We start from the raw sequence: 24,306 nt of genomic DNA, 5'->3' as shown, positions 1-24,306 counted from the left end.
TTCTCGTGTCCGAGCAGTCCGCGCCGGGATCCGGCGGGTCCGGACGTCCCTCCGGCCGGCTGCTCGAGGTCGACGACCTGCGGGTGGAGTTCCGCACCCGGGACGGCGTCGCAAAGGTCATCAACGGGGTCACGTACCACGTCGACGCGGGGGAGACCCTCGCCGTGCTCGGCGAGTCCGGCTCCGGCAAGAGCGTCACGGCGCAGACCATCATGGGCATCCTCGACACCCCGCCCGGGTTCGTCACCGGCGGGCAGGTTCGCTTCCACGGCAAGGACATGCTGCGCATGTCCGGCGAGGAGCGCCGCCGGATCCGCGGTGAGGGCATCGCGATGATCTTCCAGGACGCGCTCTCGGCACTGAACCCGGTCTTCACCGTCGGGTTCCAGATCGCCGAGCAGTTCCGCGTCCGGCGGGGCCTGGGCCGCGCGGAGGCCAAGAAGCGCGCGATCGAGATGCTCGACCAGGTCAAGATCCCGAACGCCAAGAGTCGGTTCAACAACTATCCGCACCAGTTCTCCGGCGGTATGCGGCAGCGCGCGATGATCGCGATGTCGCTGGCGCTCGACCCGGAGGTGCTGATCGCGGACGAGCCGACCACCGCGCTCGACGTGACCGTGCAGGCCCAGATCATGGACCTGCTGGCCGAGCTTCAGCGTGAGCGGCAGATGGGCATGATCCTGATCACCCACGACCTCGGCGTGGTCGCCGACGTCGCGGACCGGATCGCGGTCATGTACGCGGGCCGGATCGTCGAGGAAGCCGACGTGTACGACCTGTACGCCAAGCCGGCGCACCCGTACACGATGGGTCTGATCGACTCGATCCCGCGCCTGGACGAGAAGGGGCAGCAGCTCCGGACGATCAAGGGCCTCCCGCCGAACCTGATGAACATCCCGCCGGGCTGCCCGTTCAACCCGCGTTGCCCCATGGTTCAGCCGGTGTGCCGGGAGAAGGTCCCGCCGCTGCTGCAGGTGGGCACCGCCCGGGCCAGCGCCTGCCACTTCGCCGAGGAGCTGGTGAACCGTGACTGAGAACATCCTCGAGGTCCGTGACCTGGTCAAGCACTACCCCGTCACCCAGGGTGTGGTGTTCAAGAAGACCGTCGGCCAGGTCAAGGCGGTCGACGGGGTCTCGTTCGGTCTGCGCGCCGGTGAGACGCTCGGCGTCGTCGGCGAGTCCGGCTGCGGCAAGTCGACCCTCGCCCGGGTGCTGATGAACCTGGAGAAGCCGACCGCCGGCAACGTGGTCTACAAGGGCCAGGACATCTCCAAGCTCTCCGGTGGGGCGCTGCGGCGTCTGCGTCGGCAGATCCAGCTGGTCATGCAGGACCCGTACACCTCGCTGAACCCGCGGATGACGGTCGGTGACCTGATCGGTGAGCCGTTCGAGATCCACCCGGAGGTGGCGCCGAAGGGCAGCCGTCGGGCCAAGGTCCGGGAGCTGCTCGACCTGGTCGGGCTCAATCCGGAGCACATCAACCGGTACCCGCACCAGTTCTCCGGCGGTCAGCGCCAGCGCATCGGCATCGCCCGTGCGCTCGCGCTGCGGCCGGAGGTGATCGTCTGCGACGAGCCGGTGTCGGCTCTGGACGTGTCCATCCAGGCTCAGGTGATGAACCTGCTGGAGCAGTTGCAGGCCGAGTTCGGGTTGTCGTACATCTTCATCGCCCACGACCTGTCCGTGGTCCGGCACCTCTCGGACCGGGTCGCGGTCATGTACCTCGGCAAGATCGTCGAGATCGGCACCGAGGACGAGATCTACGAGCGGCCGACGCACCCGTACACGCAGGCGCTGCTCTCCGCGGTGCCGGTGCCCGACCCGACGCAGCGGCACCACAAGACGATCATCCGGCTCTCGGGTGACGTGCCGTCGCCGATCAGCCCGCCCTCGGGCTGCCGGTTCCGGACCCGCTGCTGGAAGGCGCAGGACGTGTGCGCCGAGAAGGTCCCGCTGCTGGAGGTCCGGCAGGGCTCGGACCACCCGAGCGCCTGCCACTTCGCCGAGAAGCGCGAGATCGTCGCCACCCACGAGGTGTGAGTTCCCCGGGACCGCCTGCCGACGTCGTCACGACGTCGGCAGGCGGTTTCGTCTGTCCGGAACCCCGCACGGCCGAGTCGTCGGGGTGAGAGCGGAGTCGCCCGGACCGCCGGGATGGCTCACAGCGGGCCGCGGCCCGCCGGGATGGCTCACAGCGGGCCGCGGCCCGCCCGCAGCAGCAGCAGCGCCAGTTGGGTGCCGTCGGCACCGAGCGCCGTCCGGAAGCGCTCCAGGATCTCCCGCTCCCGGGAGAGCACGAGCCGCGTCCCCCCGGAAGCCATCCGGGTCGCCCCGACCTCCTGGGACAGCGTCGCCCGTTCCTGCCAGAGCGAGATGAGTGCGTGGTCGATCTCGTCGATCCGTTCCCTGATCTCCACGATCCGGGCGGCGGCCATCGGCTCCGCGGTGCCGGTACGTGCCTCGACCGGGCCGCCGTCCCCGCTCGGAGGCGCGACCGCCGTCGCCGGCTCGCTCCCGGTTGTCGGGGACTGCTCCGTCGGTCGGATCGCGCCGCCGCTCTGCTCCACCACGTCTGTCATCATCGGGTACCTCTCGCACTGTGGTGCCCGGTGCCCGGAACCTGGGACGGAAAAGCCCCGGACTCCAGGAGCCCGGGGCTTTCGTAGGTCTGATTCGATCAGGCGCGACCTACGGCAGCCGGACTCCCGGTGCCGTAGTAAAAGTAGTAACGCGCTGCGAACACGTCGTCGAGTATGCCCATGCCTCCGCCCCGTACGCAAGCGGTTCGCCCGGGACGACCGTGGGAGGTCGGGAAGTGTCCGCCCGGCGGCATAGACTTGTCCGGCGATGCATCCTCTCTTCGACATCCCCGCGTCCTCGCCTGCGCCGGAGTCCGCGCCGGCCCGTCCGGAGCGGCCCCGGCCGGCCGCCGTCCGCCTCGACCCGCAGCAGCTGCTCGCCGGGCTGAACGGCCCGCAACGCGACGCGGTCAGCCACGCCGGTTCGCCGCTGCTGATCGTGGCCGGCGCGGGATCCGGCAAGACCCGGGTGCTCACCCACCGGATCGCCTACCTGCTCGCCGCCCGGGACGTCCACCCCGGTGAGATCATCGCGATCACCTTCACCAACAAGGCGGCCGGCGAGATGAAGGAGCGCGTCGCCGCGCTCGTCGGGCCGCGCGCCCGCCTGATGTGGGTGTCGACGTTCCACTCCGCGTGTGTCCGGATCCTGCGCGCCGAGCACGAGCACGCCGGCCTGAAGTCGACCTTCTCGATCTACGACGCGGACGACTCCCGGCGACTGATGCAGCTGGTCACCCGCGAACTCGATCTCGACCCCAAGCGCTACCCGGCGCGCGGGCTGGCCGCCCAGGTCTCCAACCTGAAGAACGAGCTGGTCGACCCGGAGCAGTTCGCCGCGCGGGCGTCGGGGCCCAACGAGCGGGCCCTCGCCGAGGCGTACACGCTGTACCAGCGCCGGTTGCGGGAGGCGCACGCACTCGACTTCGACGACCTGATCATGACGACGGTGCACCTGCTCCAGTCCCACCCGCACGTCGCGGAGAGCTACCGCCGACGGTTCCGGCACGTGCTCGTGGACGAGTACCAGGACACCAACCACGCCCAGTACGTCCTGATCAAGGAGTTGGTCTCCGGCACCGAGGGGCTGGAGCCGGCCGAGCTGTGCGTGGTCGGTGACGCCGACCAGTCGATCTACGCCTTCCGGGGCGCGACGATCCGCAACATCCTCGAGTTCGAGCGGGACTTCACCGACGCGCGGACGATCCTGCTGGAGCAGAACTACCGCTCCACCCAGACCATCCTCAACGCGGCCAACGCGGTGATCGACCGGAACACCTCCCGCAAGCCGAAGCGGCTGTGGAGCGAGGCCGGCGCCGGCGAGCGGATCGTCGGGTACGTCGCCGACACCGAGCACGCCGAGGCGGACTGGGTGGCCCGGGAGATCGACCGGCTGGTCGACGCCGACGAGACCCGTCCCGGTGACGTCGCGGTCTTCTACCGCACCAACGCCCAGTCGCGCGTCTTCGAGGAGGTGTTCATCCGGGTCGGCCTGCCCTACAAGGTGGTCGGCGGGGTGCGCTTCTACGAGCGCAAGGAGGTCCGCGACGCCCTGGCGTACCTGCGGTCGGTGGTCAACGACGACGACACGGTGAGCCTGCGGCGGGTGCTCAACACCCCCCGCCGGGGGATCGGCGACCGCGCGGAGGCATGCGTCGAGGCGCTTTCCAGCCGCGACCGCATCTCGTTCGGCGCGGCCCTGCGCCGGGCCCGGGAGGCACCGGGCATCTCCACCCGGGCGGCCAACGGCATCGGCGACTTCGTCGCGCTGCTCGACGGTGCCCGGGAGCTGGCCGAGACCGGCACCCCGGAGGAGGTGCTGGAGGCGCTGCTGACCCGCTCGGGCTACCTGACCGAGCTGGAGGAGAGCCTGGACCCGCAGGACGCCGGCCGGGTGGACAACCTCCAGGAGCTGGTCAGCGTCGCCCGGGAGTACACCGAGCGCATCGAGGCGCTGGGCGAGGAGGGGGAGCGGGCCACCCTGGCCGGCTTCCTCGAGCAGGTCGCGCTCGTCGCCGACGCCGACCAGATCCCCTCGGACGACCCCGACCACCAGGGCGTGGTCACCCTGATGACGTTGCACACCGCCAAGGGCCTGGAGTTCCCGGTGGTGTTCCTGACCGGGCTGGAGGATGGGGTCTTCCCGCACCTGCGTTCGCTGGGCGACACCCGCGAGCTGGAGGAGGAGCGCCGTCTGGCCTACGTCGGCATCACCCGTGCCCGGCAGCGGCTCTACCTCTCCCGGGCGGTGACCCGCTCGGCGTGGGGGCAGCCGGCCTACAACCCGCCGTCGCGGTTCCTGGAGGAGCTGCCGACGGAACTGGTGCACTGGGAGCGCACCGAGGGGTCGTACACCTCGTGGGCCGGCGGGGGCGGCGGCGTGGGCGGCCGCGCGGACCGCGCGCCCGGCGTGCGTGGCACCTTCACCGGGGGTACGCCGAAGGCGGCGCAGCTGGCCCAGCGGCTCGGTGTGGACGCCAGCCGGCTGACCACGGCCAGCGAGCTGCCGCAGGGGCCGAAGGTGGCCGCGGGCGACCGGGTCAACCACCAGCGGTACGGCCTGGGGCGGGTGCTCGCCGTCGAGGGGCACGGTCCGGGTGCCCGTGCGCAGATCGACTTCGGCGACCAGACGATGTGGCTGGTGCTCCGGCACGCCCCGGTCGACAAGCTCTGACCCGTCACGCGGGGTGACGCGCGCCCAGCTCGCTGCCCGCCACGATTTCGCTTGATCATGCAAAGAGTGGCCTTCAGGAGTGCTCACCGCGCCGCTGCTCGCGGCCGCGTCTACGGTGTGCAGCTCGCCGCCAGCGCGGCGTGGATGGCCCGGTTCCGGTACGGGCCGATGGAGTGGTTGTTGCGGGCCTGGACCGAGCAGCGGTGGCCACGGCTGCGCGCCGCGAGCCCGGCGTAGGTCTCCTGGTTGCTCCTGGGCCTGGCACCGGCGCCAGGCCCAGGAGCAAGTGAACCTACGGCGGTCTCAGCAGCCCAGGTCCACGCCGTGGGCCCGCATGTACGGGGCCGGGTCGATCTGGTTCCACATGCCCTGGTGCACCTCGAAGTGCAGGTGCGGGCCGGTGGCGTCGCCGGTGGCGCCCTCGTACCCGATGATCTGGCCGGCCTTGACCTTCTGGCCGACCGTCACCGCGATCCGGCTCTGGTGGGCGTAGTGGGTCAGGTACCCGTTGCCGTGGTCGATGAAGACGGAGTTGCCGTAGCCGTCGGCGGCGTCGCCGGCCTGGGTGACCGTGCCCGCCGCGGCGGCGTGGATCGGGGTGCCGGAGGGCAGGGCGAGGTCGATACCGGCGTGCAGGGTGCCCCAGCGCTGGCCGTAGCAGGAGGTGACCGCCGCGCCCGGCATCGGGTCGACCCAGGCGGGGGTGGGCTTGGTGGTCTTCTTCGGCTTCGGCTTCGGCTTGGCGGTGGCCGTCTTCGCCGGTGTGGGGCTGGCGCTGGTCGTCGACGGGCTCACGCTCGGGGTGGCCGAGGGGGAGGCCGGCGCGGTCGACTCACGGGCGGAGCGGTCGGCCCGGCTGGCGGCCTCGGCCCGGGACTGCGCGTCGAGCGAGACGGCGGTGGGCGACGGGCGGTCCGGGCCGGTGGTGGCGACGGCGACTCCGCCCAGGCCGAGCGCCACCAGGGCAGCCGCGCCGAGCACGATGAGGCGGTTCCGCCGACGGGCGCGCTGCGGCTGCTCGACGGTGGTGTCGGGGGTGTTCTCGTTCTGGACGGGGCTGTCTTCCTGCACGGCGGACCTTCACAGTCGAGGGGCACTTGACCTCGAAATACTGGTGTCGGGTCGAGTCCGGCCGGGTACCGGGACCGCATCCGGACCGGGCAGGTTGGCAGCGCTCTGCCCGGATACCTCCCGACCTGCGGTGATCCGTCCGTAAATATGATCATGGCGACTCGTGTCGTCGGTCACAGTCGGCGGTGTGGCCCAGGTGACATCCGGCACGAAAAACCGCCCGGATCGACAGATCCGGGCGGTCAACGGTCGTTACGCACCGTCAGGAGGCGGCTACCTCGCTGTAAATTGCCTCGACTTGCAGCTTGATGTCCACTCCGTGGTCCTGAAGGAACGTCACCGGGTCGACCGGCTGGCCCTTGACATGGATCTCGAGGTGCAGGTGGACGCCGTAGGCGTGGCCGGTCTGGCCCACGAGGCCGAGCTGGTCACCCGCCTTGATCTGCTGCCCCTCCTTGACGCTGACCGCGGCGGAGTGGCCGTAGATCGCCTCGCTGCCGTCGGCGTGCTGGACGATCACCGCGTTGCCGTACCCGCCGAACCAACCGGCCTTGGTGACCACGCCGTCGTGGACCGCCACGTACGGCGTGCCCTCGGGGACGACCAAGTCGACGCCGGTGTGCATCTTGCCCCAGCGGACCCCGTAGGGAGAGTTGAAGTCGTAGCCCTGCAGCGGCAGCAGCCAGACCTCGGGCTCGGCGGCGTCCTTGCCACGGCCGTCCCGGGAGGCGCGGTCGGCGTTGTCCGCACGGGCCGCGGCGTCCTGGCTGGTGACCGACGCCTGCTTGAGCTCGTCGAGAACCGACGGGCTGACGTCCTTGGCGTCCGGCAGGGCGCTCGCGCCGAGCGCGACGATGCCGGCTCCGACGAACGCCGTGGTGACGACCGCGGCGTAGCGGCTGCGGGGTGGGGTGGGTACGCGGCGGCGACCGCGATATCGATCGGGCTCAGACGACAGGCGCTGGCGCACGCACACCCTCCGTTGTCGGGGTTCCGAGGCGGCCGGTGGACGTTCGTGAAGCTCCGGTGAACGTCCGCTGACCGCGTCATCACCCGTCCATGGACCTGATGACAACCGAGGACACGTTAGCCAACCACCAGGCGAGTCACAAGCCAGAGCGCCGAATTGGCGTGTCGATCTGTCCGTTTGCGTCCATGATTGTCATGCATCGCGACGTCGAACGGTGCCCTCGTTGCTGCCCGTTCGTCGCCGAGCGTGACCGGTCCGGCGGAGTCGTCCGGCTTGACGGCGCGGTCTGTCGGGCCCCGCTCGGAGTCGACCGGGTCGAGCGGGTTGCCGGCCCGGATTTCCCGGGCCCGGTCGGCCGGGTTACCGTTCGTTCAGGTGAAGGCCGTGGAGCCGGTGAAAGGTGTGCGCTGATGAGCTCTCGTATTCGGGTCGTCGTCGCCAAGCCAGGCCTGGACGGCCACGACCGGGGCGCCAAGGTTGTCGCGCGTGCCCTTCGTGACGCCGGCATGGAGGTCGTCTACACCGGCCTGCACCAGACCCCCGAGCAGATCGTGGAGACCGCGATCCAGGAGGACGCCGACGCGGTCGGCCTCTCCGTGCTGTCCGGTGCGCACATGACGCTCTTCCGCCGGGTCCTGGAACTGCTCGGCGAGCGGGACGCCCGCGACATCGTCGTGTTCGGCGGCGGCATCATCCCGAACGACGACATCCCCGAGCTGGAGAAGCTGGGCGTCGCCAAGATCTTCACGCCGGGGGCCACCACGCAGGCGATCGTCGAGTGGGTCCGGCAGAACGTGGCGCAGCCGGTCGCCTGAGGCGTACCGGCTCGGGTCGTCGGGCGGACCCGGGCACGGGGGAGGGGCCGGACGCACCCCTCACACGTCCGGCCCCTCTATGCACGATGCCCCGCCGCCACCCCTCGACCGACAGGGCATCGGCCGTCTCCCGTCATCACGCTGAATCAGCGCTCCGACACCTGACTCAACGACGCCCCGACGGGCGGGTTACGCACCCCCGGCAACATCGCCCGGACGGTTGACGCGGCACGTGCCGCGCCCGAAACCGGCCCCGCGGGCTGCCGGGTTGTGCATTACCGCACACCGCGCACCCGCTCGGTTGCCGGCGGTGCCCACCTCGCTAGGCTGCGGCCAATGGCCTGTGTCAAGTGATGACAGGCGTCAAACTGTTTTTCTGAACGCTGGTGGCGGCGCGACGGCGCGCCGCGGAGACGGGACGGGACGCGCAATCGTGGACCTGTACGAGTACCAGGGGCGGGACCTGTTCGAGCGGCACGGCTTGCCCGTGCTTGCCGGCGGCGTCGCCACTACCCCCCAGGAGGCCCGCTCGATCGCCGAACGCCTCGGCGGTCGAGTGGTCGTCAAGGCGCAGGTGAAGGTCGGCGGCCGAGGTAAAGCCGGCGGCGTCAAGCTGGCCGAAGGCCCGGATGAGGCGGTGGCCAGGGCCACCGACATCCTCGGCATGGACATCAAGGGTCACACCGTCCACAAGGTCATGATCACGGTGACGGCGGACGTGGCCGAGGAGTACTACTTCTCGTACCTGCTCGACCGGGCGAACCGCACCTTCCTCTGCATCGCCAGCGTGGCCGGCGGTATGGACATCGAGCAGGTCGCCGCCGAGACCCCGGACCGTGTGGTCAAGGCTCCGATCGACGCGAACACCGGTGTCGACGAGGCCAAGGCGCGGGAGATCGTCGCCGCCGCCGGGTTCCCGGCCGAGGTCGCCGACCAGGTGGTCGAGATCGCCGTGGGCCTGTGGCAGGCGTTCGTCGCCGAGGATGCCACTCTGGTCGAGGTCAACCCGCTCGCCAAGAACGGCGACGGGCGGATGCTGCTGCTCGACGCCAAGATCAGCCTGGACGAGAACGCCGCGTTCCGGCACCCGGACCACGAGGCCCTGGTCGACCAGGCCGCCGTGGACCCGCTGGAGCAGGCCGCCAAGGCCAAGGACCTCAACTACGTCAAGCTCGACGGCGAGGTCGGCATCATCGGCAACGGCGCGGGTCTGGTCATGTCGACCCTCGACGTGGTCGCGTACGCCGGTGAGCGGCACGGCAACGTCAAGCCGGCCAACTTCCTCGACATCGGCGGCGGCGCGAGCGCCGCGGTCATGGCGAACGGGCTGGAGATCGTGCTCTCCGACCCGGCCGTGAAGAGCGTCTTCGTCAACGTCTTCGGCGGCATCACCGCCTGCGACGAGGTCGCCAACGGCATCATCCAGGCGCTGGCCCTGCTGGAGCAGCGCGGCGAGCAGGTCACCAAGCCGCTCGTCGTCCGGCTCGACGGCAACAACGCCGAAGCCGGCCGGGCGATCCTGGACGGCGCGAACAACCCGCTCGTGCAGCGGGTGGACACCATGGACGGCGCGGCCGAGCGGGCCGCCGAGCTGGCAGCTGCGGGGGTCTGATCATGGCTATCTGGCTGACCAAGGACTCGAAGGTCATCGTCCAGGGGATGACCGGTTCCGAGGGTTCCAAGCACACCCGGCGGATGCTCGCCGCCGGCACCAACGTGGTGGGCGGCGTCAACCCGCGCAAGGCGGGCCAGAAGGTCGACTTCGACGGCACCGAGCTGCCGGTCTTCGCGTCCGTGGCGGACGCCATGGCCGAGACCGGGGCCGACGTCACGGTCATCTTCGTGCCGCCGCAGTTCACCAGGGCCGCCGTGGTCGAGGCGATCGACGCCGCGATCGGCCTGGCCGTGGTGATCACCGAGGGCGTGCCGGTGCACGACACCGCCGCGTTCTGGGCGTACAACCTGGCGCAGGGCGAGCGGACCCGGATCATCGGGCCGAACTGCCCGGGCATCGCCTCGCCGGGCGCGTCCAACGCCGGCATCATCCCGGCCGACATCACCGGCTCCGGCCGGATCGGCCTGGTCAGCAAGAGTGGCACGCTGACCTACCAGATGATGTACGAGCTGCGGGACATCGGCTTCTCCACCTGCGTCGGCATCGGCGGTGACCCGATCATCGGGACCACCCACATCGACGCCCTGGCGGCGTTCGAGGCCGACCCGGAGACCGACGCGATCGTGATGATCGGCGAGATCGGCGGCGACGCCGAGGAGCGGGCCGCCGAGTTCATCAAGGCGAACGTCACCAAGCCGGTCGTCGGCTACATCGCCGGCTTCACCGCGCCCCCCGGCAAGACCATGGGCCACGCCGGTGCGATCATCTCCGGCTCGGCCGGCACCGCGGAGGCGAAGCAGGCGGCCCTCGAAGCCGTCGGCGTCAAGGTCGGCAAGACGCCGACCGAGACCGCGAAGCTGATGCGGGAGATCATGTCCGGCAACTGAGCCGGCCAGGCGGCATCGAAGAGGGGGTCGACCGGAGACGGTCGGCCCCCTCTCGTCGTGCCGCACCCGCTCAGTCGTTGTTCCAGAACGGGTAGTTGCCGGTGAGACGCAGGATCGAGCCGCCGATGATATTGATCACGCCGAACACGATGGCGAGGTATCCGAGCACCGGCGACTGGCCGTAACGGCGGGCGTCGCGGATGGACAGGTAGCCGAAGACGATGCCGAGGATGCCGCAGCAGATCAGGCCCAGCACGATGCCCAGCACGCCCCAGAGCGTCGTCCGGTCCCGTCCCTGGGCCGGTGGCGGCGGGGGCGGCGGGTATGCGGTCGTCACAGCTACCTCCGGACGGTCGTGAGCGGCGGGCTGACCCGGGCCGACCCGGATGGCGGCGACGGCCACCCCCTCTGGGCCGACGCTAGACCGGAGCAGGCGTCCCGGACCGAGGTTCGTTCAACTCGCCGCCTTTCGGGGCGGGTTAACGGACTGCTCCCGCCCGCGCGACGTGCCAGAGTAGAGCGGATGTCCCCCGTCACCCCTGACCGTCCCAGCCGTCCCGGCGGTGTGCGCGCCGACGACCGGCCGGTCGACCGCGCCACACCGGGCCGACGGGTGCCCGCGCAGCGCCCCGGCGGGCCGCCGCGTGGGCGGGCGCCGCTGCCGGTCGCCGCGGGGGTGGCCGCCGGCTGGGCCGCCCTCACGTCGTACCTGCCGGTCGCCATCGTGCTCGCCCTGGTCCAGTTCGGCGCGGACGGCGCCACCCTCGGCGGTGCCCTGCGCACCGCGCTGGCCGGCTGGCTGGTCGGGCACGGCGTGCCGCTGCGCACCGAGGCCGGCCCGTTCGGGCTCGCCCCGCTGGCGCTCACCGTCCTCGCGATCTGGCGGCTCACCCGGGCCGGCGTGCACGTGAGCCGCGCGATCGGCGCCCGGGACACCCGCTCACCGCGCCGGGCGCTGCTCGCCGCGGGCGCGGTCGGCATCGCGTACGCGCTGCTCGGCACACTCGCGGCCGTGCTGGTCGGCGCGGGCGGCCCGGACGCGTCCCTGGTCCGTGCGGCGGCCACCTTCGCGGCGGTCGGCACGCTCGCCGCGCTGGTCGGCGCGACCCGGATCACCGCCGTCACCGGTGTGCTCGCCGCCCGGATGCCGACCCGGCTGCGCGACGGCGTACGCACCGGGCTGGTGGCCGGGCTCCTGCTACTCGGCGCGGGCGCCGGTGCGGCCGGGCTGGCCGTGGCCACCGGCGGCGGGGACGCGGCCGACATGATCGGGGCGTACCGCACCGGGGTGGCCGGGCAGGCCGGGATCACCCTGGTCAGTGTGGCGTACGCGCCGAACGCGGCGATCTGGTCGAGCAGTTACCTGCTTGGGCCGGGCTTCGCGGTCGGCACCGACACCGCGATCCGGACGAGTGAGGTGTCGGTCGGCGCGCTGCCGGCCGTACCGCTGCTCGCCGGCCTGCCGCGCGGCCCGGTGGACGGCCTCGGTGCCCTGCTGCTCGCGGTGCCGGTGCTGGCCGGGATGGTGGCCGGCTGGCTGCTGGCCCGTCGGACGGCCCGGCACGTCGGGCCGGAGCGGGTCCGCGGTCGGGTCGACGCCGAGCACGGCCGCGAGCGCGCCCCGAGGCGTTGGGCCGACCTGCTGGTGCCGGCGGCGCTGGCCGGGCCGGTGGCCGGCGTGCTGCTCGGCGTGGCCGCCGAGGTCTCCGGCGGCCCGCTCGGTGCCGGCCGACTCGCGCAGCTCGGGCCGGTGGCCTGGCAGGTCGCCGCCGTGGCCACCGGTGTCATCGCGGTCGGTGCGCTGCTCGGCGCCGCCGCGACCCGGGCGCTCACCCGGTCTCCCGCTTGGTAGACGAGCGCGGGGCGCCCCGAGACGATCCGGAGCGCCCCGTCGGTACCGAGCCCGTCAGGGCTGGGTCGGCAGCGCGACGTTCGCCACGATGCTCAGGATGATCAGCAGGATGCCCAGTCCGACGCCGACCGCACCGCAGATCAGGCCGGCCTTGGCCTGCCCGGCGTTGCTGGCCTGACCCTGGGCGACCTTCTGCCGGGCGAGGTAACCGGTCACCACGCCCGCGATGCCGACCGGGATGCCCAGGTAGAGGCAGCAGACCAGCGGGATCGACGCGATGCCGAGGATCATCGACACCAGGCCGAGGGTGTTGTTCTGGCCCTGGGCCTGCGGGTAGCCGGCGTTCGGGTACGTCGGAGCGCCGTACGGGGGCTGCTGCTGGCCGTACGGGTCCTGGTACGGCTGCTGCTGACCGTACGGCTGACCCGAGGTGGGCTGCTGGCCGTACGGCGCCTGCGGCGCCGCGTACGGGTCCTGCGGCTGCTGACCGTAGGGCTGCCCAGAGGTCGGCTGCTGGCCGTACGGCGCGGCCGGCGGCTGGCCGTACGGGGCGGCCGGCTGCTGGCCGTACGGGGCGGCCGGCGGCGGGGCGTACGGGTCGTGCGGCGGCTGGGGCGCGGTCGGGTCCTGGTTGGGCTGCTGGCCGTACGGGTCCTGACCGGGGTTACCGGGCTGCATTCGAGAAGCTCCTTGGACTGGTTCCGTCAGTTACTGCTGCTGTTCCCACCCATGATCGCGCCCAGACCACCCAACGCACAGCACAGCAACACGACGACATACCACCCGATGCCCACGATAAGGGCCCACTTCGACCATTTCCTCGACTCCGCGGCGGCGGCCTGGGCACCGGCGTAGTCACCCTGCTGAAGCAGCGGGTTGACCTTCGACGCGCTGATGATGGCCGGGAGGGCCAGCGGCCAGAAGAGGAAGATGGCGACGATCGACATCGTCATGTTGTTGTTGATCGGCGGCTGCTGCTGGGGGTGGGTACCGGGCTGCATGGGGGTGCTCCTCATTCCGACGGCACGGCTGCCGTGCCGGATCAGTGACAGGGGTGCGGGCCGGCACGGTGTCCAGCCCGAGCGAGCGGCAGCGTATCGGGTCGATGCCCGCCGGCACTGTCAAAGATCGGCACCGCCCAGCCGGAGGGCGTCCTGACCTGCCCGATAGGGTGGCCCGGTGACCGAGCCCGCGTCCGCCGCCCGCATCGTCGTCCTCATCTCCGGCTCCGGGAGCAACCTCCAGGCGTTGCTGGACGCCGCCGCCGACCCCGCGTACGGCGCGCAGGTGGTCGCGGTCGGCGCGGACCGCGACGGCATCGCGGGCCTGGACCGGGCCGAGGCCGCCGGCGTGCCGACGTTCGTCGAGCGGGTCCGCGACCACGACACCCGGGACGACTGGGATGTGGCGCTCACCGCGCACGTCGCGAAGCACCAACCCGACCTGGTCATCTCCGCCGGGTTCCTCAAGCTGGTCGGCCCGCACTTCCTCACCGCGTTCGGCGACCGCTACCTGAATACCCACAACACGTTGCTGCCGGCGTTTCCCGGCATCCACGGCCCACGGGACGCCCTCGCCTACGGCGTGAAGCTCACCGGGGCCACCCTCTTCTTCGTCGACGCGGGCATGGACACCGGGCCGATCGTCGCGCAGGTCGCGGTGCCGGTGCTCGACGACGACGACGTGGACGCGCTCACCGAGCGCATCAAGGAAGCCGAGCGCCGCCAGCTCGTCGAGCAGGTCGGTCGCCTGGTCCGCGAAGGCTGGACCATCACCGGAAGGAAGGTCACGGTTCCGTGAGTCCCACTCAGGACGGGCGCCGCCCGATCAGGCGGGCGCTGGTCAGCGTCTACGACAAGACCGGGCTGGTCGAGCTGGCCCAGGCCCTGCACGCGGCCGGCGTGGAGATCGTGTCCACCGGCAGCACGGCGGGCACCATCGCCGCCGCCGGTGTGCCGGTGACGCCGGTGGAGACGGTGACCGGCTTTCCCGAGGTGCTCGACGGCCGGGTGAAGACGCTGCACCCGAAGGTGCACGCGGGCCTGCTCGCCGACCTGCGCAAGGACACCCACGTGGCGCAGCTCGACGAGCTGGGTGTGGCGGCGTTCGACCTGCTGGTCTCCAACCTCTACCCGTTCCAGGCGACCGTGGCCTCCGGCGCCGGCGTCGAGGAGTGCGTGGAGCAGATCGACATCGGCGGGCCGGCCATGGTGCGGGCCGCCGCCAAGAACCACGCCTCGGTCGCCGTGCTCACCGACCCGGCCGGTTACCCGGCGCTGCTCGCCGCGCTCGGCGAGGGTGGCTTCACCCTGGCCCAGCGTCGCGCGCTGGCCGCCCGGGCGTTCGCCGACATCGCCGAGTACGACGTGGCGGTCGCCCGGTGGTGCGCCCAGGAACTGGCCCCCGCCGACGACTCGTGGCCGCAGTTCGCGGGGCTGGCGCTGCGCAAGTCGACCGGGCTGCGCTACGGCGAGAACCCGCACCAGCCGGCTGCGCTCTACACCGACCCGGACGCCCCGGCGGGGCTGGCCCAGGCCGAACAGCTGCACGGCAAGGAGATGTCGTACAACAACTACGTCGACGCGGACGCCGCCTGGCGGGCCGCGAACGACTTCGCCGACCAGCCGGCAGTGGCGATCATCAAGCACGCCAACCCGTGCGGCATCGCGGTCGGCGCGGACGTGGCCGAGGCACACCGCAGGGCGCACGCCTGCGACCCGGTGTCGGCATTCGGCGGCGTGATCGCGGTCAACCGGCCGGTGTCGGTCGAGATGGCCCGGCAGGTGGCCGACATCTTCACCGAGGTGGTGGTCGCCCCCGGCTTCGACGAGGGCGCGGTCGAGGTGCTGCAGGGCAAGAAGAACATCCGGCTGCTGCGCGCGCCCGCGTGGACCCCGGCGCTGGTGGAGCTGCGGCAGGTGACCGGGGGTGTGCTGGCCCAGGTCGCCGACCGGGTGAACGCCCCCGGCGACGACCCGGCGAACTGGCGGCTGGCGACCGGCGAGGCCGCGGACGAGGAGCTGCTGCGCGACCTCGCGTTCGCCTGGCGGGCGGTCCGCGCGGTGAAGAGCAACGCGATCCTGCTGGCCCGCGACGGTGCCACCGTCGGCGTCGGCATGGGTCAGGTCAACCGGGTCGACTCGGCGCGGCTCGCGGTCAGCCGCGCTGGCGCCGACCGGGCGAGGGGTTCGGTCGCGGCGTCGGACGCGTTCTTCCCGTTCGCCGACGGCCCGCAGATCCTCATCGACGCCGGCGTCCGCGCCATCGTGCAACCCGGCGGCTCGATCCGCGACGAAGAGGTCATCGCAGCGGCCAAAAAAGCCAACGTGACGATGTACCTAACGGAAACCCGCCACTTCTTCCACTAACGAAGTCCCCCGTCGATCATGGAGTTGTGGTGCCTCACAAAAGGGGCTCCAGCGGCTGAACCGCCCACCACAACTCCATGATCGACGCGAACGTGCGGGCCTACGCCGCGGGGGTAGCCGGGCGGAGTTCCGCGAAGTGGCAGGCGGACGGGTGGGGGTCCGCAGCGCGGGGCACCGCCTGCGGGTCTTCCTTGGCGCAGATGCCCTGGGCCTTCCAGCAGCGGGTGCGGAAGTGGCAGCCGGACGGCGGGTCGGCCGGGCTGGGCACGTCCCCGACCAAACGGATCATGTTGCGCTGGTCGCGGACCTCCGGGTCCGGCACCGGCACGGCCGAGAGCAGAGCCTGGGTGTACGGGTGGGTGGCCCGCTCGTAGATCTCGTCCTCGGTGCCGATCTCGACGATCCGGCCCAGGTACATGACCGCGACGCGGTCGGCGATGTGGCGCACCACGGACAGGTCGTGGGCGATGAAGATGTACGACAGCCCGAACTCGTCCTGCAACTGCTCCAGCAGGTTGATCACCTGGGCCTGGATGGAGACGTCGAGGGCGGACACCGGCTCGTCGCAGACGATCACCTCCGGGCGTAGCGCGAGGGCGCGGGCGATGCCGATGCGCTGGCGCTGACCGCCGGAGAACTGGTGCGGGTACCGGTTGATGTGCTCCGGGTTGAGCCCGACGACGTCCAGCAGCTCCTGGACCCGCTTCTGCTTGCTGCCCTTCGGCGCCGCGTCGGGGTGGATCTCGAACGGCTCGCCGATGATGTCGCCGACGGTCATCCGCGGGTTCAGCGAGGTGTACGGGTCCTGCATGACCATCTGCATGTTGCGGCGCAGCCGGCGCAGCTCGGACCCGGAGGCCTTGAACAGGTCCTTGCCCTCCAGGGTGGCCCGCCCGGAGGTGGGCGTCTCCAGGCGCATCAGCAGCCGGGCGAGGGTGGACTTCCCGCAGCCGGACTCGCCGACCACGCCGAGCGTCTCGCCCCGGCGCAGCTCGAAGCTCACCCCGTCGACGGCCTTGACCGCGCCGATCTGCCGCTGGAACAGCACGCCCTGACTGATCGGGAAGTGCTTCACCAGGTTGTCGACGGAGAGGATGGTCTCGCCCCGGACCTTGGTGGAGCTAGCGGGCGCTGTCATCACGGACCTCCTGCGCGAAGTGGCAAGCGCTGGTCCGGCCATCGCCGAGGACCAGGTCGTGCGGTACCACGTCCACGCAGACCTGCTGGACGTACGGGCACCGGGGGTGGAACGGGCAGCCGGACGGGATGCGCATCAGGTTCGGCGGCAACCCCTTGATCGTGGACAGCTCCTGGCCGCGCACGTCCATCCGCGGGATCGACTCCAGCAACCCCTTGGTGTACGGGTGGGCGGGCGCCTTGTACAGCGAGCGGACGTCGGCGTGCTCGACGATCCGGCCGGCGTACATGACGGCGATCCGGTCCGCGACGCCGGCGACGACTCCCAGGTCGTGGGTGATCAGGATCATCGCCATGTTGAGGTCCCGGCGCAGGTCGGCCAGCAGGTCCATGATCTGGGCCTGCACGGTGACGTCGAGCGCGGTGGTGGGCTCGTCGGCGATCAGCACCTTCGGGTCCAGGGCCAACGCCATGGCGATCATGACGCGTTGCCGCATGCCGCCGGAGAACTGGTGCGGGTAGTCGCCGATCCGCTTCGCGGCGCCCGGGATCTTGACCAGGTCCATCAGCTCGATCGCACGACGGCGGGCGTCACCACGGGACATGCCGGCGCGTTGGCGTAGCGTCTCGCCGATCTGCCAGCCGACCGGGAACACCGGGTTCAGTGCGGAGAGCGCGTCCTGGAAGATCATCGCGATCTCCTTGCCGCGGACCTGCCGGCGCTGCTCCTCGGAGCCGGTGAGCAGGTCCTGACCCCGGTAGAGGATCTGGCCGGAGCGGACGAACGCGGGCGGCGTGTCCAGGATGCCCATGATCGCCTGGGCGGTGACGGACTTGCCGGAGCCGGACTCACCGAGCACCGCCAGGGTCTCCCCGGCATCCAGGTGGTACGACACGCCGTTGATCACCCGGGCGACACCCTCGTTGGTCCGGAACTCGACGTGCAGGTCCCGCAGCTCCAGCAGGTGGCCGTCCGCCGGGGTGGCGGAGGCGGGCGTGGGTTCGACGGTCATGGCTGTGCCTGCCTTTCGCTCACGACTGCGGGGCTCGCTTCGCTCACTCCTCGCGCTCGCATGGAGTTGATCACCGCAGCTTCGGGTCGAAGGCGTCACGGATCGCGTCGCCGAGCATGATGAACGCCAGCACGGTCAGCGCGAGGAAGGCCGACGGGACGATCAGCGGTGTCGCCGCCTCCCGCATGTGGATGCGACCGGTGTCGATGTCCTGGCCCCACGAGATCGTCGGGGACTTCAGGCCGATGCCCAGGAAGGACAGCGTCGCCTCGGCGGCGATGAACGAGCCGAGCGCGATGGTCAGCACGACGATGGCCGGGGCCAGCGAGTTCGGCAGGATGTGCCGCCACATGATCCGGCCGTTGCCGGCGCCGAGCATCCGGGCCGCCGCCACGTAGTCCTGCTCCTTGGCGGTGATCACCGAGGACCGCACCACCCGGGCGGCGGTGGTCCAGCCCAGGATGGCCAGAACGAAGATCACCGCGGCGATCCGGGCGCTCGTGCTGTCGCTGGACACCCGCTTGAGCAGCACGATCGCGGCCAGCAGCAGCGGGATGCCGAGCACCACGTCGATCACCCGGGAGAGCACGGCATCGACCCAGCGGCCGAAGTACCCGGCCAGCATGCCGACCACCAGCGCGATGATGCCGGTGCCCAGCGCGGCGAGCGCGCCGACCAGCAGCGAGGCCCGCGTGCCGTAGACCGCCCGGGAGTACGTGTCGCAGCCCTGGAAGTCGTACCCGAAGATGGCCCCGCCGGACGGCCCGGCGTGCTGCCGGGAGAGCAGGCAGTCGTTCGGGTTGTTGGCGGTGAACACGCCCGGGGCCAGTGCCATCAGCGTGAAGATGACGACCAGCGTCAGCGAGATCCAGAAGATCGGGTTGCGGCGCAGGTCGCGCCAGGCGTCGCCGGCCAAGCTGCGCGGCTTGTGCGGTGCGCCGACCTGGTTGGGTGTCCCCGGCTCGCCCGAGGGGCCCCGCCGTGCGGCCTGGTTCTCGCTGGCCGCCACAGTCTCAAAATCACTCATGCCGGCACCTCGCTGCGCGCGATGCCGGCCTGCGAGCCCAAGCACGCTGCGCTGATGATTCGTTCGCTGCGCTCACTCATAGCGGATCCTCGGGTCGAGTACGGCGTACAGGACGTCCACCACCAGGTTCGAGACCAGGTAGACCACGACCAGCACGCTGACGATGCCCACCACCAGGGGGCCGTCCTCGGTGCGGATGCCGCGGAAGAGGTTGAAGCCCACGCCGGGGATGTTGAAGACGCCCTCGGTGATGATCGCGCCGCTCATCAGGTTGCCCAGTTCCACACCGAGGAAGGTGACCACCGGGATGAGCGAGTTGCGCAGCACGTGGACGGTGACGATGCGGCGCTTGACCAGGCCCTTGGACCGGGCGGTCCGGACGTAGTCGGCGCGCAGGTTCTCCGCCACCGAGGTACGGGTCAGCCGCAGCGCGGTGGCCAGCGACAGTGAGCCGAGGACGATGCCCGGCAGCAGCAGCGCGTAGAACGTCGGCTGGGAGCCGGCGGTGGGCGGGAAGAGTTGCCATTTGACGCCCAGCAGGTACTGGGCCAGCGGCGCCAGCACGATGGTCGGGATGCCCAGCACCAGCAGGGTGAGCACCAGGGTCGAGTTGTCGAAGATGCTGGCCCGCCGGATGCCGGCGACCACGCCGGCGGTGACCCCGAAGATGATCGCCACGGCGAGCGCGATGAGCGCGAGCTTGACGGTGACCGGCCAGGCCGCCTGCAGGATGTCGCCGATCTGGCGGCCGGTCAGTGACTGGCCGAGGTCGCCCTGGAGCAGGCTCTTGACGTAGTCGAAGTAGCGGTAGAAGAACCCGCCGACGCCGGTCGCGTCGAGGTGGTACTTCTCCGTCAGGTAGGCCCGTTGGGCCGCCGTCACCGGGCGTTCGCCCGCGAGGGCCTGGATGGGGTCGCCCTGGCCGGCGAACATCAGCGCGTAGACGATCAGGGTGGTCCCGAAGAACGCCAGGACCATCTGCAGTAGGCGCCGCAGGATGTAGCGGAACATGCTTAGCAGTCTCTCCGGAAATATGCGAAAGGGTCGCAAGACGGCATCTCTGGTCGTACCTGAAATGTCTGGCACGTGCCGTCCGGCCCGGGGGAGGCCGGCACCACCCGTTCCGGGCCCCGCCTGCGCGGGGCCCGGCCGGGACAGCGCGGTCCGGGCCACCCGGGCGTCGTCGCCCGGGTGGCCCGAAATCCGTAGGTCAGCTCAGCTGGCCGCTTCGATCTTGATGAGGTTGACCCGCTGGAACAGGTCCATCTCCACGTTCTTGACCTTGGTCGAGTGGCCGAACACGTTCTGGCCGAAGCGCAGCGGGATCGTCGGCATGTCCTTGGCCAGGATGTCCTCCGCCTGCTGGTACTTGGCGATCGCCTCGGCCTGCGTCTTGGCGGCGGAACCCTCCTTGACGAGCTTGTCGAACTCCGGGTTGCTGTAGCCGTAGTAGTTCGACGAGCCGTTGGTGCTGTACAGCGGGCCGAGGTAGTCCTCCATGCTCGGGTAGTCCATCACCCAACCCAGTCGGAAGGCCCCCACCGGCTGCTTCGCCTTGACCTTGGTCAGCAGGTCGGCGAACTTCGGCTCGGCGACACCGACGGCGTCGACGCCCAGGTTGGCCTTGAGCTGGTTGACCGTGGCGTCGACCCAGTCCTTGTGGCCGCCGTCGCCGTTGTAGGAGATGAGAATCTTCGATGGGCCGCCGGCGGCCTGGTAGAGCTTCTTGGCCTCGGTCGGGTTGAACTCGCCCGCCTTGCCCGTGGTGTTCTCCCGGTAGCCTGGCAGGACCGGCGAGACGAAGGAACGCGCCGGCGTCTGCGAGCCCTTGAAGACCGACTTGGTGATCTCGTCACGGTCGATCGCCATCGAGATGGCCTTGCGCACGTCCGGGTTCGCGAAGTTCTTGTCGAACGTCGGGAACGCCAGGAACTGGAACGACGACATCGGGCTGGTCTTGTACCGGTCGCCCAGGTCGGTCGGCGCGCTGCTCAGGCTCTCCGTCGGCAGGATCGGCAGCACGTCCAGGTTGTCCGCCAGGACGTCCGCGTACGCCGCGGTGAGCTGCTGGTAGATCCGGAACTCGATCTCCTTCACCTTGGGCTTCTCGCCCGGGTACGCGTCGTAGCGCTCGACGTTGATCTTGCTGTCGTGCTGCCAGGTGCCCTTCATCTTGAACGGGCCCTGCCCGATCGGCGCCTGCTCGTAGGAGTCCTTGAGCACGCCCGGCGCGGAGAACGCGGCGTCCGGCATCGGCAGGTACGCGTTGTAACCGAGCATCGTCCGGAAGTCGATGTACGGGTCGGAGAGCGTCACGGTGAAGGTGAGGTCGTCGACCTTCTTCAGGCCGGACATCTCCTTGGCCTTCGGCTTCTCGCCCTGCAGGTCGGCGTAGCCAGCGATCTTCTCGAAGAAGAAGCTGCTGTCCTGGCCGTTGGGGGCGTACGCGCCGTAGTTCCACGCGTTGATGTAGTCCTCGGCCGTGACCTTCTCGCCGTTGTGGAAGGTGTAGCCGTCCTTGAGCTTGATCGTCCAGACCTTGTTGTCGGACGAGGTGACCGACTGTGCGGCGACCTCGAACGGCTTGTTCTGGGCGTCGTAGTCGACGAGCGGGGTGAACAGGCCAGCGAGCACCTGCGCACCGTTCGTCTCGGCGGTGTTGGTGGGAACCAGGTGCTTCGGCTCGCCGATCTGGATGCTGACCGCCGAACTGGTGCTGCCGCCGGATCCACCGTCTCCGCCGCTGCCGCAGGCCGCGAGGCCCAGCGTCACCGCGAGCGGGAGGGCGGTCCAGGCGGCGAGTCTACGAACTCGCATTGGAACCTCCTCATCTCCTCACGCTGCGCAGTCAGGCCCGACGCTGGGTTTACGCTGCGCAACAAGGCGCAAGGGTATGTTGACGTCCCGGCCGTCGACAACGGCCGGGTTGCGGATGCGTTGGGTCGGCAGGCGCCGTGCTTGCGCGGTGCCGCAGTGCCGTGCTACCGCAAGCCGCATTGCGTTCTCTGAGCTGCCAGATTGGTGGCAAGTTGAGGGCTCTTTGTGCTCTGCCGGGCCGGACTCAGCGCCCACTGCCGCGTCGTCCGATCTCAGCCTCTCGCGCACCGTCTGACCGTTTCGACGATGTCCGGTCACACAGATATCTCACTCATAGTGATGAAGCGCACTTCACTCTGAGTTACCGATTGACGTGTGGCTGGGGTCTCGCAAGGCATCCAGAGTGAGGTCGTCGGAACGGCAGGCGTTGGACATGAGACGATCGGGTCGTGACGGCGACGCTTCTGGACGGCAAGGCAACCGCGGCGGAGATCAAGGACGAGCTGCGGATACGCGTGAAGGCACTCGCGGAACGCGGCATCGTCCCCGGGCTGGGCACGGTCCTGGTCGGTGCCGACCCGGGCAGCCAGGCGTACGTCAACGGCAAGCACCGCGACTGCGCCGAGGTGGGCATCGCCTCGATCCGCCGGGAGCTGCCCGCCGACGCCACCCAGCAGCAGGTCGACGACGTGATCGCCGAGCTGAACGCCGACCCGGCCTGCCACGGGTACATCGTCCAGCTGCCGCTCCCCGCCCACCTGGACACCCAGCGCGTGCTGGAGCTGATCGACCCGGACAAGGACGCCGACGGCCTGCACCCGGTCAACCTGGGTCGCCTCGTCCTCGGCTACGACGGCCCGCTGCCCTGCACCCCGCGCGGCATCGTCGAGCTGCTCCGCCGCCACGACGTCGCCCTGCGCGGCGCCACCGTCGCCGTGGTCGGCCGGGGCAACACCGTCGGCCGCCCGCTCGGCCTGCTGCTCACCCGGCGCAGCGAGAACGCCACGGTCACCCTGTGCCACACCGGCACCCTTGACCTCGCCTCGCACACCCGTGCCGCCGACATCGTCATCGTCGCGGCCGGCGTACCGGGCCTGCTCACCGCCGACATGATCAACCCGGGCGCGGTGGTGGTGGACGTCGGCATCACCCGGGTGATCGGCCCGGACGGCAAGGGCCGCTACACCGGCGACGTCGACCCGGAGGTGGCCGAGACGGCCGGCGCGCTGGTGCCGATGCCCGGCGGTGTCGGTCCGATGACCCGCGCCATGCTCCTCACCAACGTCGTGGAGCGTGCCGAGCGCGGTTGAGGTGTAGGGCCGTAACCGTCCGCCCCTGGCCCGATCGGTGCCAGGATGACTGATACGGTCCGGAAAACCGACTGGTATCAGGGAGTGGGACGACCATGGGTAAGAAGGTCACTGTCGTCGGGGCTGGCTTCTACGGCTCCACCACCGCACAGCGCCTGGCCGAGTACGACGTCTTCGACACCGTTGTGATCACCGACATCGTGGAGGGCAAGCCCGCGGGCCTCGCGCTCGACCTCAACCAGTCGCGGGCCATCGAGGGCTTCGAGACCAAGGTCGTCGGCGTGACCACCGGCCCGAACGGCGAGGGCTACGAGGCCATCGAGGGCTCCGACGTCGTCGTGATCACCGCTGGCCTGCCGCGCAAGCCGGGCATGAGCCGGATGGACCTGCTCGAGACCAACGCCAAGATCGTGCGGCAGGTCGCCGAGAACGTCGCCAAGTACGCCCCGAGCGCCGTCGTCATCGTGGTCTCCAACCCGCTGGACGAGATGACCGCGCTCGCGCAACTCGCCACCCAGTTCCCGAAGAACCGGGTGCTCGGCCAGGCCGGCATGCTCGACACCGCCCGGTTCAGCAACTTCGTCGCCGAGGCGCTGAACGTGCCGGTGGCGTCGGTCCGCACGCTGACCCTGGGCTCGCACGGCGACACCATGGTCCCGGTGCCGTCGAAGAGCACGGTCAACGGCAAGCCGCTGCGCGACGCGATGCCGGCCGAGCAGATCGAGGAGCTGGTCGTCAAGACCCGCAACGGTGGCGCCGAGGTCGTCGCGCTGCTCAAGACCGGTTCGGCGTACTACGCGCCGTCCGCGGCCGCGGCCCGGATGGCCAAGGCTGTCGCCGAGGACTCCGGCGAGGTCATGCCGGTCTGCGCGTGGGTCGACGGTGAGTACGGCATCTCCGGCGTCTACCTGGGTGTCGAGGCCGAGATCGGTGCCGAGGGCGTCAAGCGCGTCGTCGAGACCGACCTGGACGCCGACGAGCGCGCCAGCCTCCTGGAGGCCGCCGAAGCCGTCCGCGCCAAGCAGGGCGACATCTCCAGCATGTAATTCCCGAACCACCGCATCGCGGAGGGGGGGGGGGGGGGCGCCCCCCCCCCCCCCCCCCCCCCCCCCCCCACCCCCCCCCCCCCCCCCCCCCCCCCCCCCCCCCCCCCCCCCCCCCCCCCCCCCCC

23 protein-coding genes are annotated in these 24,306 nt (G+C 70.7%); 12 read left to right on the top strand and 11 right to left on the bottom strand.

Going from position 1 to position 24,306, the window contains the following annotated elements; all coding sequences use genetic code 11:
- Positions 1-5 precede the first annotated feature (5 nt).
- A complete protein-coding gene (locus tag AB0H52_RS08110; RefSeq protein WP_151488633.1) occupies positions 6-1,034 on the top strand; it encodes an ABC transporter ATP-binding protein in 1,029 nt (342 codons plus the stop codon).
- Positions 1,027-2,040 (top strand): dipeptide ABC transporter ATP-binding protein, encoded by a 1,014-nt coding sequence (locus AB0H52_RS08105; RefSeq protein WP_151488610.1) that lies wholly within the window; start codon positions 1,027-1,029, stop codon positions 2,038-2,040. The genes AB0H52_RS08110 and AB0H52_RS08105 overlap by 8 nt, the downstream gene beginning before the upstream one ends.
- Positions 2,041-2,189: 149 nt before the next feature.
- Here AB0H52_RS08105 and AB0H52_RS08100 read toward each other — a convergent pair whose 3' ends face one another.
- Positions 2,190-2,582 (bottom strand): chorismate mutase, encoded by a 393-nt coding sequence (locus AB0H52_RS08100; protein ID WP_151488611.1) that lies wholly within the window; start codon positions 2,580-2,582, stop codon positions 2,190-2,192.
- A gap of 265 nt (positions 2,583-2,847) precedes the next feature.
- On the opposite strand from AB0H52_RS08100, the gene pcrA reads away from it, so the two are divergent.
- Both pcrA and AB0H52_RS08090 read left to right on the top strand, forming a co-directional pair.
- Complete coding sequence (gene pcrA, locus AB0H52_RS08095) at positions 2,848-5,253, top strand: DNA helicase PcrA (protein WP_151488612.1); 2,406 nt, start codon at positions 2,848-2,850, stop codon at positions 5,251-5,253.
- 66 nt (positions 5,254-5,319) lie between these two features.
- Positions 5,320-5,490, top strand: a complete 171-nt coding sequence (locus tag AB0H52_RS08090; RefSeq protein WP_278126425.1) for a DUF418 domain-containing protein — start codon at positions 5,320-5,322, stop codon at positions 5,488-5,490.
- Between the two features lie 66 nt (positions 5,491-5,556).
- On the opposite strand, the gene AB0H52_RS08085 is transcribed toward AB0H52_RS08090, so the two are convergent.
- The gene (locus AB0H52_RS08085) at positions 5,557-6,324 is read right to left on the bottom strand and encodes a M23 family metallopeptidase (protein WP_357946016.1); all 768 of its coding nucleotides are present in this window, start codon (positions 6,322-6,324) and stop codon (positions 5,557-5,559) included.
- A gap of 262 nt (positions 6,325-6,586) precedes the next feature.
- Positions 6,587-7,294 (bottom strand): M23 family metallopeptidase, encoded by a 708-nt coding sequence (locus tag AB0H52_RS08080; protein WP_151488615.1) that lies wholly within the window; start codon positions 7,292-7,294, stop codon positions 6,587-6,589.
- A 410-nt stretch (positions 7,295-7,704) separates the two neighbouring features.
- Here AB0H52_RS08080 and AB0H52_RS08075 point away from each other — a divergent pair, with 410 nt between their 5' ends.
- From AB0H52_RS08075 to sucD, 3 genes are all read left to right on the top strand, one after another.
- On the top strand, positions 7,705-8,109 hold the full coding sequence (locus tag AB0H52_RS08075) for a cobalamin B12-binding domain-containing protein (protein WP_151488616.1): 405 nt from the start codon (positions 7,705-7,707) through the stop codon (positions 8,107-8,109).
- 433 nt (positions 8,110-8,542) lie between these two features.
- The gene (gene sucC, locus AB0H52_RS08070; RefSeq protein ID WP_151488617.1) at positions 8,543-9,721 is read left to right on the top strand and encodes an ADP-forming succinate--CoA ligase subunit beta; all 1,179 of its coding nucleotides are present in this window, start codon (positions 8,543-8,545) and stop codon (positions 9,719-9,721) included.
- 2 nt (positions 9,722-9,723) lie between these two features.
- Positions 9,724-10,611, top strand: a complete 888-nt coding sequence (gene sucD, locus AB0H52_RS08065) for a succinate--CoA ligase subunit alpha (protein WP_151488618.1) — start codon at positions 9,724-9,726, stop codon at positions 10,609-10,611.
- 70 nt (positions 10,612-10,681) lie between these two features.
- Here the strand turns inward: sucD and AB0H52_RS08060 are convergent, their stop codons facing one another.
- Positions 10,682-10,948 (bottom strand): DUF4190 domain-containing protein, encoded by a 267-nt coding sequence (locus AB0H52_RS08060; protein WP_151488619.1) that lies wholly within the window; start codon positions 10,946-10,948, stop codon positions 10,682-10,684.
- Positions 10,949-11,134: 186 nt separating this feature from the next.
- Here AB0H52_RS08060 and AB0H52_RS08055 point away from each other — a divergent pair, with 186 nt between their 5' ends.
- A complete protein-coding gene (locus AB0H52_RS08055) occupies positions 11,135-12,463 on the top strand; it encodes a DUF6350 family protein (protein WP_151488620.1) in 1,329 nt (442 codons plus the stop codon).
- Between the two features lie 54 nt (positions 12,464-12,517).
- Here AB0H52_RS08055 and AB0H52_RS08050 read toward each other — a convergent pair whose 3' ends face one another.
- The gene (locus AB0H52_RS08050) at positions 12,518-13,141 is read right to left on the bottom strand and encodes a DUF4190 domain-containing protein (protein WP_357946011.1); all 624 of its coding nucleotides are present in this window, start codon (positions 13,139-13,141) and stop codon (positions 12,518-12,520) included.
- Positions 13,142-13,167: 26 nt separating this feature from the next.
- Positions 13,168-13,464, bottom strand: a complete 297-nt coding sequence (locus AB0H52_RS08045; protein ID WP_151488622.1) for a CD225/dispanin family protein — start codon at positions 13,462-13,464, stop codon at positions 13,168-13,170.
- A gap of 178 nt (positions 13,465-13,642) precedes the next feature.
- On the opposite strand from AB0H52_RS08045, the gene purN reads away from it, so the two are divergent.
- Positions 13,643-14,263 carry a phosphoribosylglycinamide formyltransferase gene (purN, locus tag AB0H52_RS08040; protein WP_151488623.1) on the top strand — a complete coding sequence of 207 codons (621 nt, stop codon included), beginning with the start codon at positions 13,643-13,645 and terminating at the stop codon, positions 14,261-14,263.
- Complete coding sequence (gene purH / locus AB0H52_RS08035; RefSeq protein WP_151488624.1) at positions 14,260-15,831, top strand: bifunctional phosphoribosylaminoimidazolecarboxamide formyltransferase/IMP cyclohydrolase; 1,572 nt, start codon at positions 14,260-14,262, stop codon at positions 15,829-15,831. Before purN ends, purH begins: the two co-directional genes overlap by 4 nt.
- A 100-nt stretch (positions 15,832-15,931) precedes the next feature.
- On the opposite strand, the gene AB0H52_RS08030 is transcribed toward purH, so the two are convergent.
- From AB0H52_RS08030 to AB0H52_RS08010, 5 genes are all read right to left on the bottom strand, one after another.
- Positions 15,932-16,969 carry a dipeptide ABC transporter ATP-binding protein gene (locus AB0H52_RS08030; protein WP_151488625.1) on the bottom strand — a complete coding sequence of 346 codons (1,038 nt, stop codon included), beginning with the start codon at positions 16,967-16,969 and terminating at the stop codon, positions 15,932-15,934.
- Positions 16,953-17,981 (bottom strand): ABC transporter ATP-binding protein, encoded by a 1,029-nt coding sequence (locus tag AB0H52_RS08025; RefSeq protein WP_278126438.1) that lies wholly within the window; start codon positions 17,979-17,981, stop codon positions 16,953-16,955. Before AB0H52_RS08025 ends, AB0H52_RS08030 begins: the two co-directional genes overlap by 17 nt.
- Before the next feature lie 70 nt (positions 17,982-18,051).
- Positions 18,052-19,008 carry an ABC transporter permease gene (locus AB0H52_RS08020; protein WP_151488627.1) on the bottom strand — a complete coding sequence of 319 codons (957 nt, stop codon included), beginning with the start codon at positions 19,006-19,008 and terminating at the stop codon, positions 18,052-18,054.
- A 72-nt stretch (positions 19,009-19,080) separates the two neighbouring features.
- Positions 19,081-20,019, bottom strand: a complete 939-nt coding sequence (locus AB0H52_RS08015) for an ABC transporter permease (protein ID WP_151488628.1) — start codon at positions 20,017-20,019, stop codon at positions 19,081-19,083.
- 204 nt (positions 20,020-20,223) lie between these two features.
- Positions 20,224-21,825: an ABC transporter substrate-binding protein gene (locus tag AB0H52_RS08010; protein ID WP_151488629.1), complete on the bottom strand. Its 1,602-nt coding sequence runs from the start codon at positions 21,823-21,825 to the stop codon at positions 20,224-20,226.
- Positions 21,826-22,274: 449 nt separating this feature from the next.
- Between AB0H52_RS08010 and AB0H52_RS08005 the strand changes: the two genes are divergently transcribed.
- Positions 22,275-23,135 (top strand): bifunctional methylenetetrahydrofolate dehydrogenase/methenyltetrahydrofolate cyclohydrolase, encoded by an 861-nt coding sequence (locus AB0H52_RS08005; RefSeq protein WP_151488630.1) that lies wholly within the window; start codon positions 22,275-22,277, stop codon positions 23,133-23,135.
- A gap of 95 nt (positions 23,136-23,230) precedes the next feature.
- Positions 23,231-24,181: a malate dehydrogenase gene (locus AB0H52_RS08000; protein WP_151488631.1), complete on the top strand. Its 951-nt coding sequence runs from the start codon at positions 23,231-23,233 to the stop codon at positions 24,179-24,181.
- Positions 24,182-24,306: the final 125 nt, after the last annotated feature.

The sequence above is a fragment of the Micromonospora sp. NPDC050695 genome, from assembly GCF_040654415.1.
Classification (GTDB): domain Bacteria; phylum Actinomycetota; class Actinomycetes; order Mycobacteriales; family Micromonosporaceae; genus Micromonospora.
This window is presented reverse-complemented; position numbering and strand designations above follow the sequence as displayed.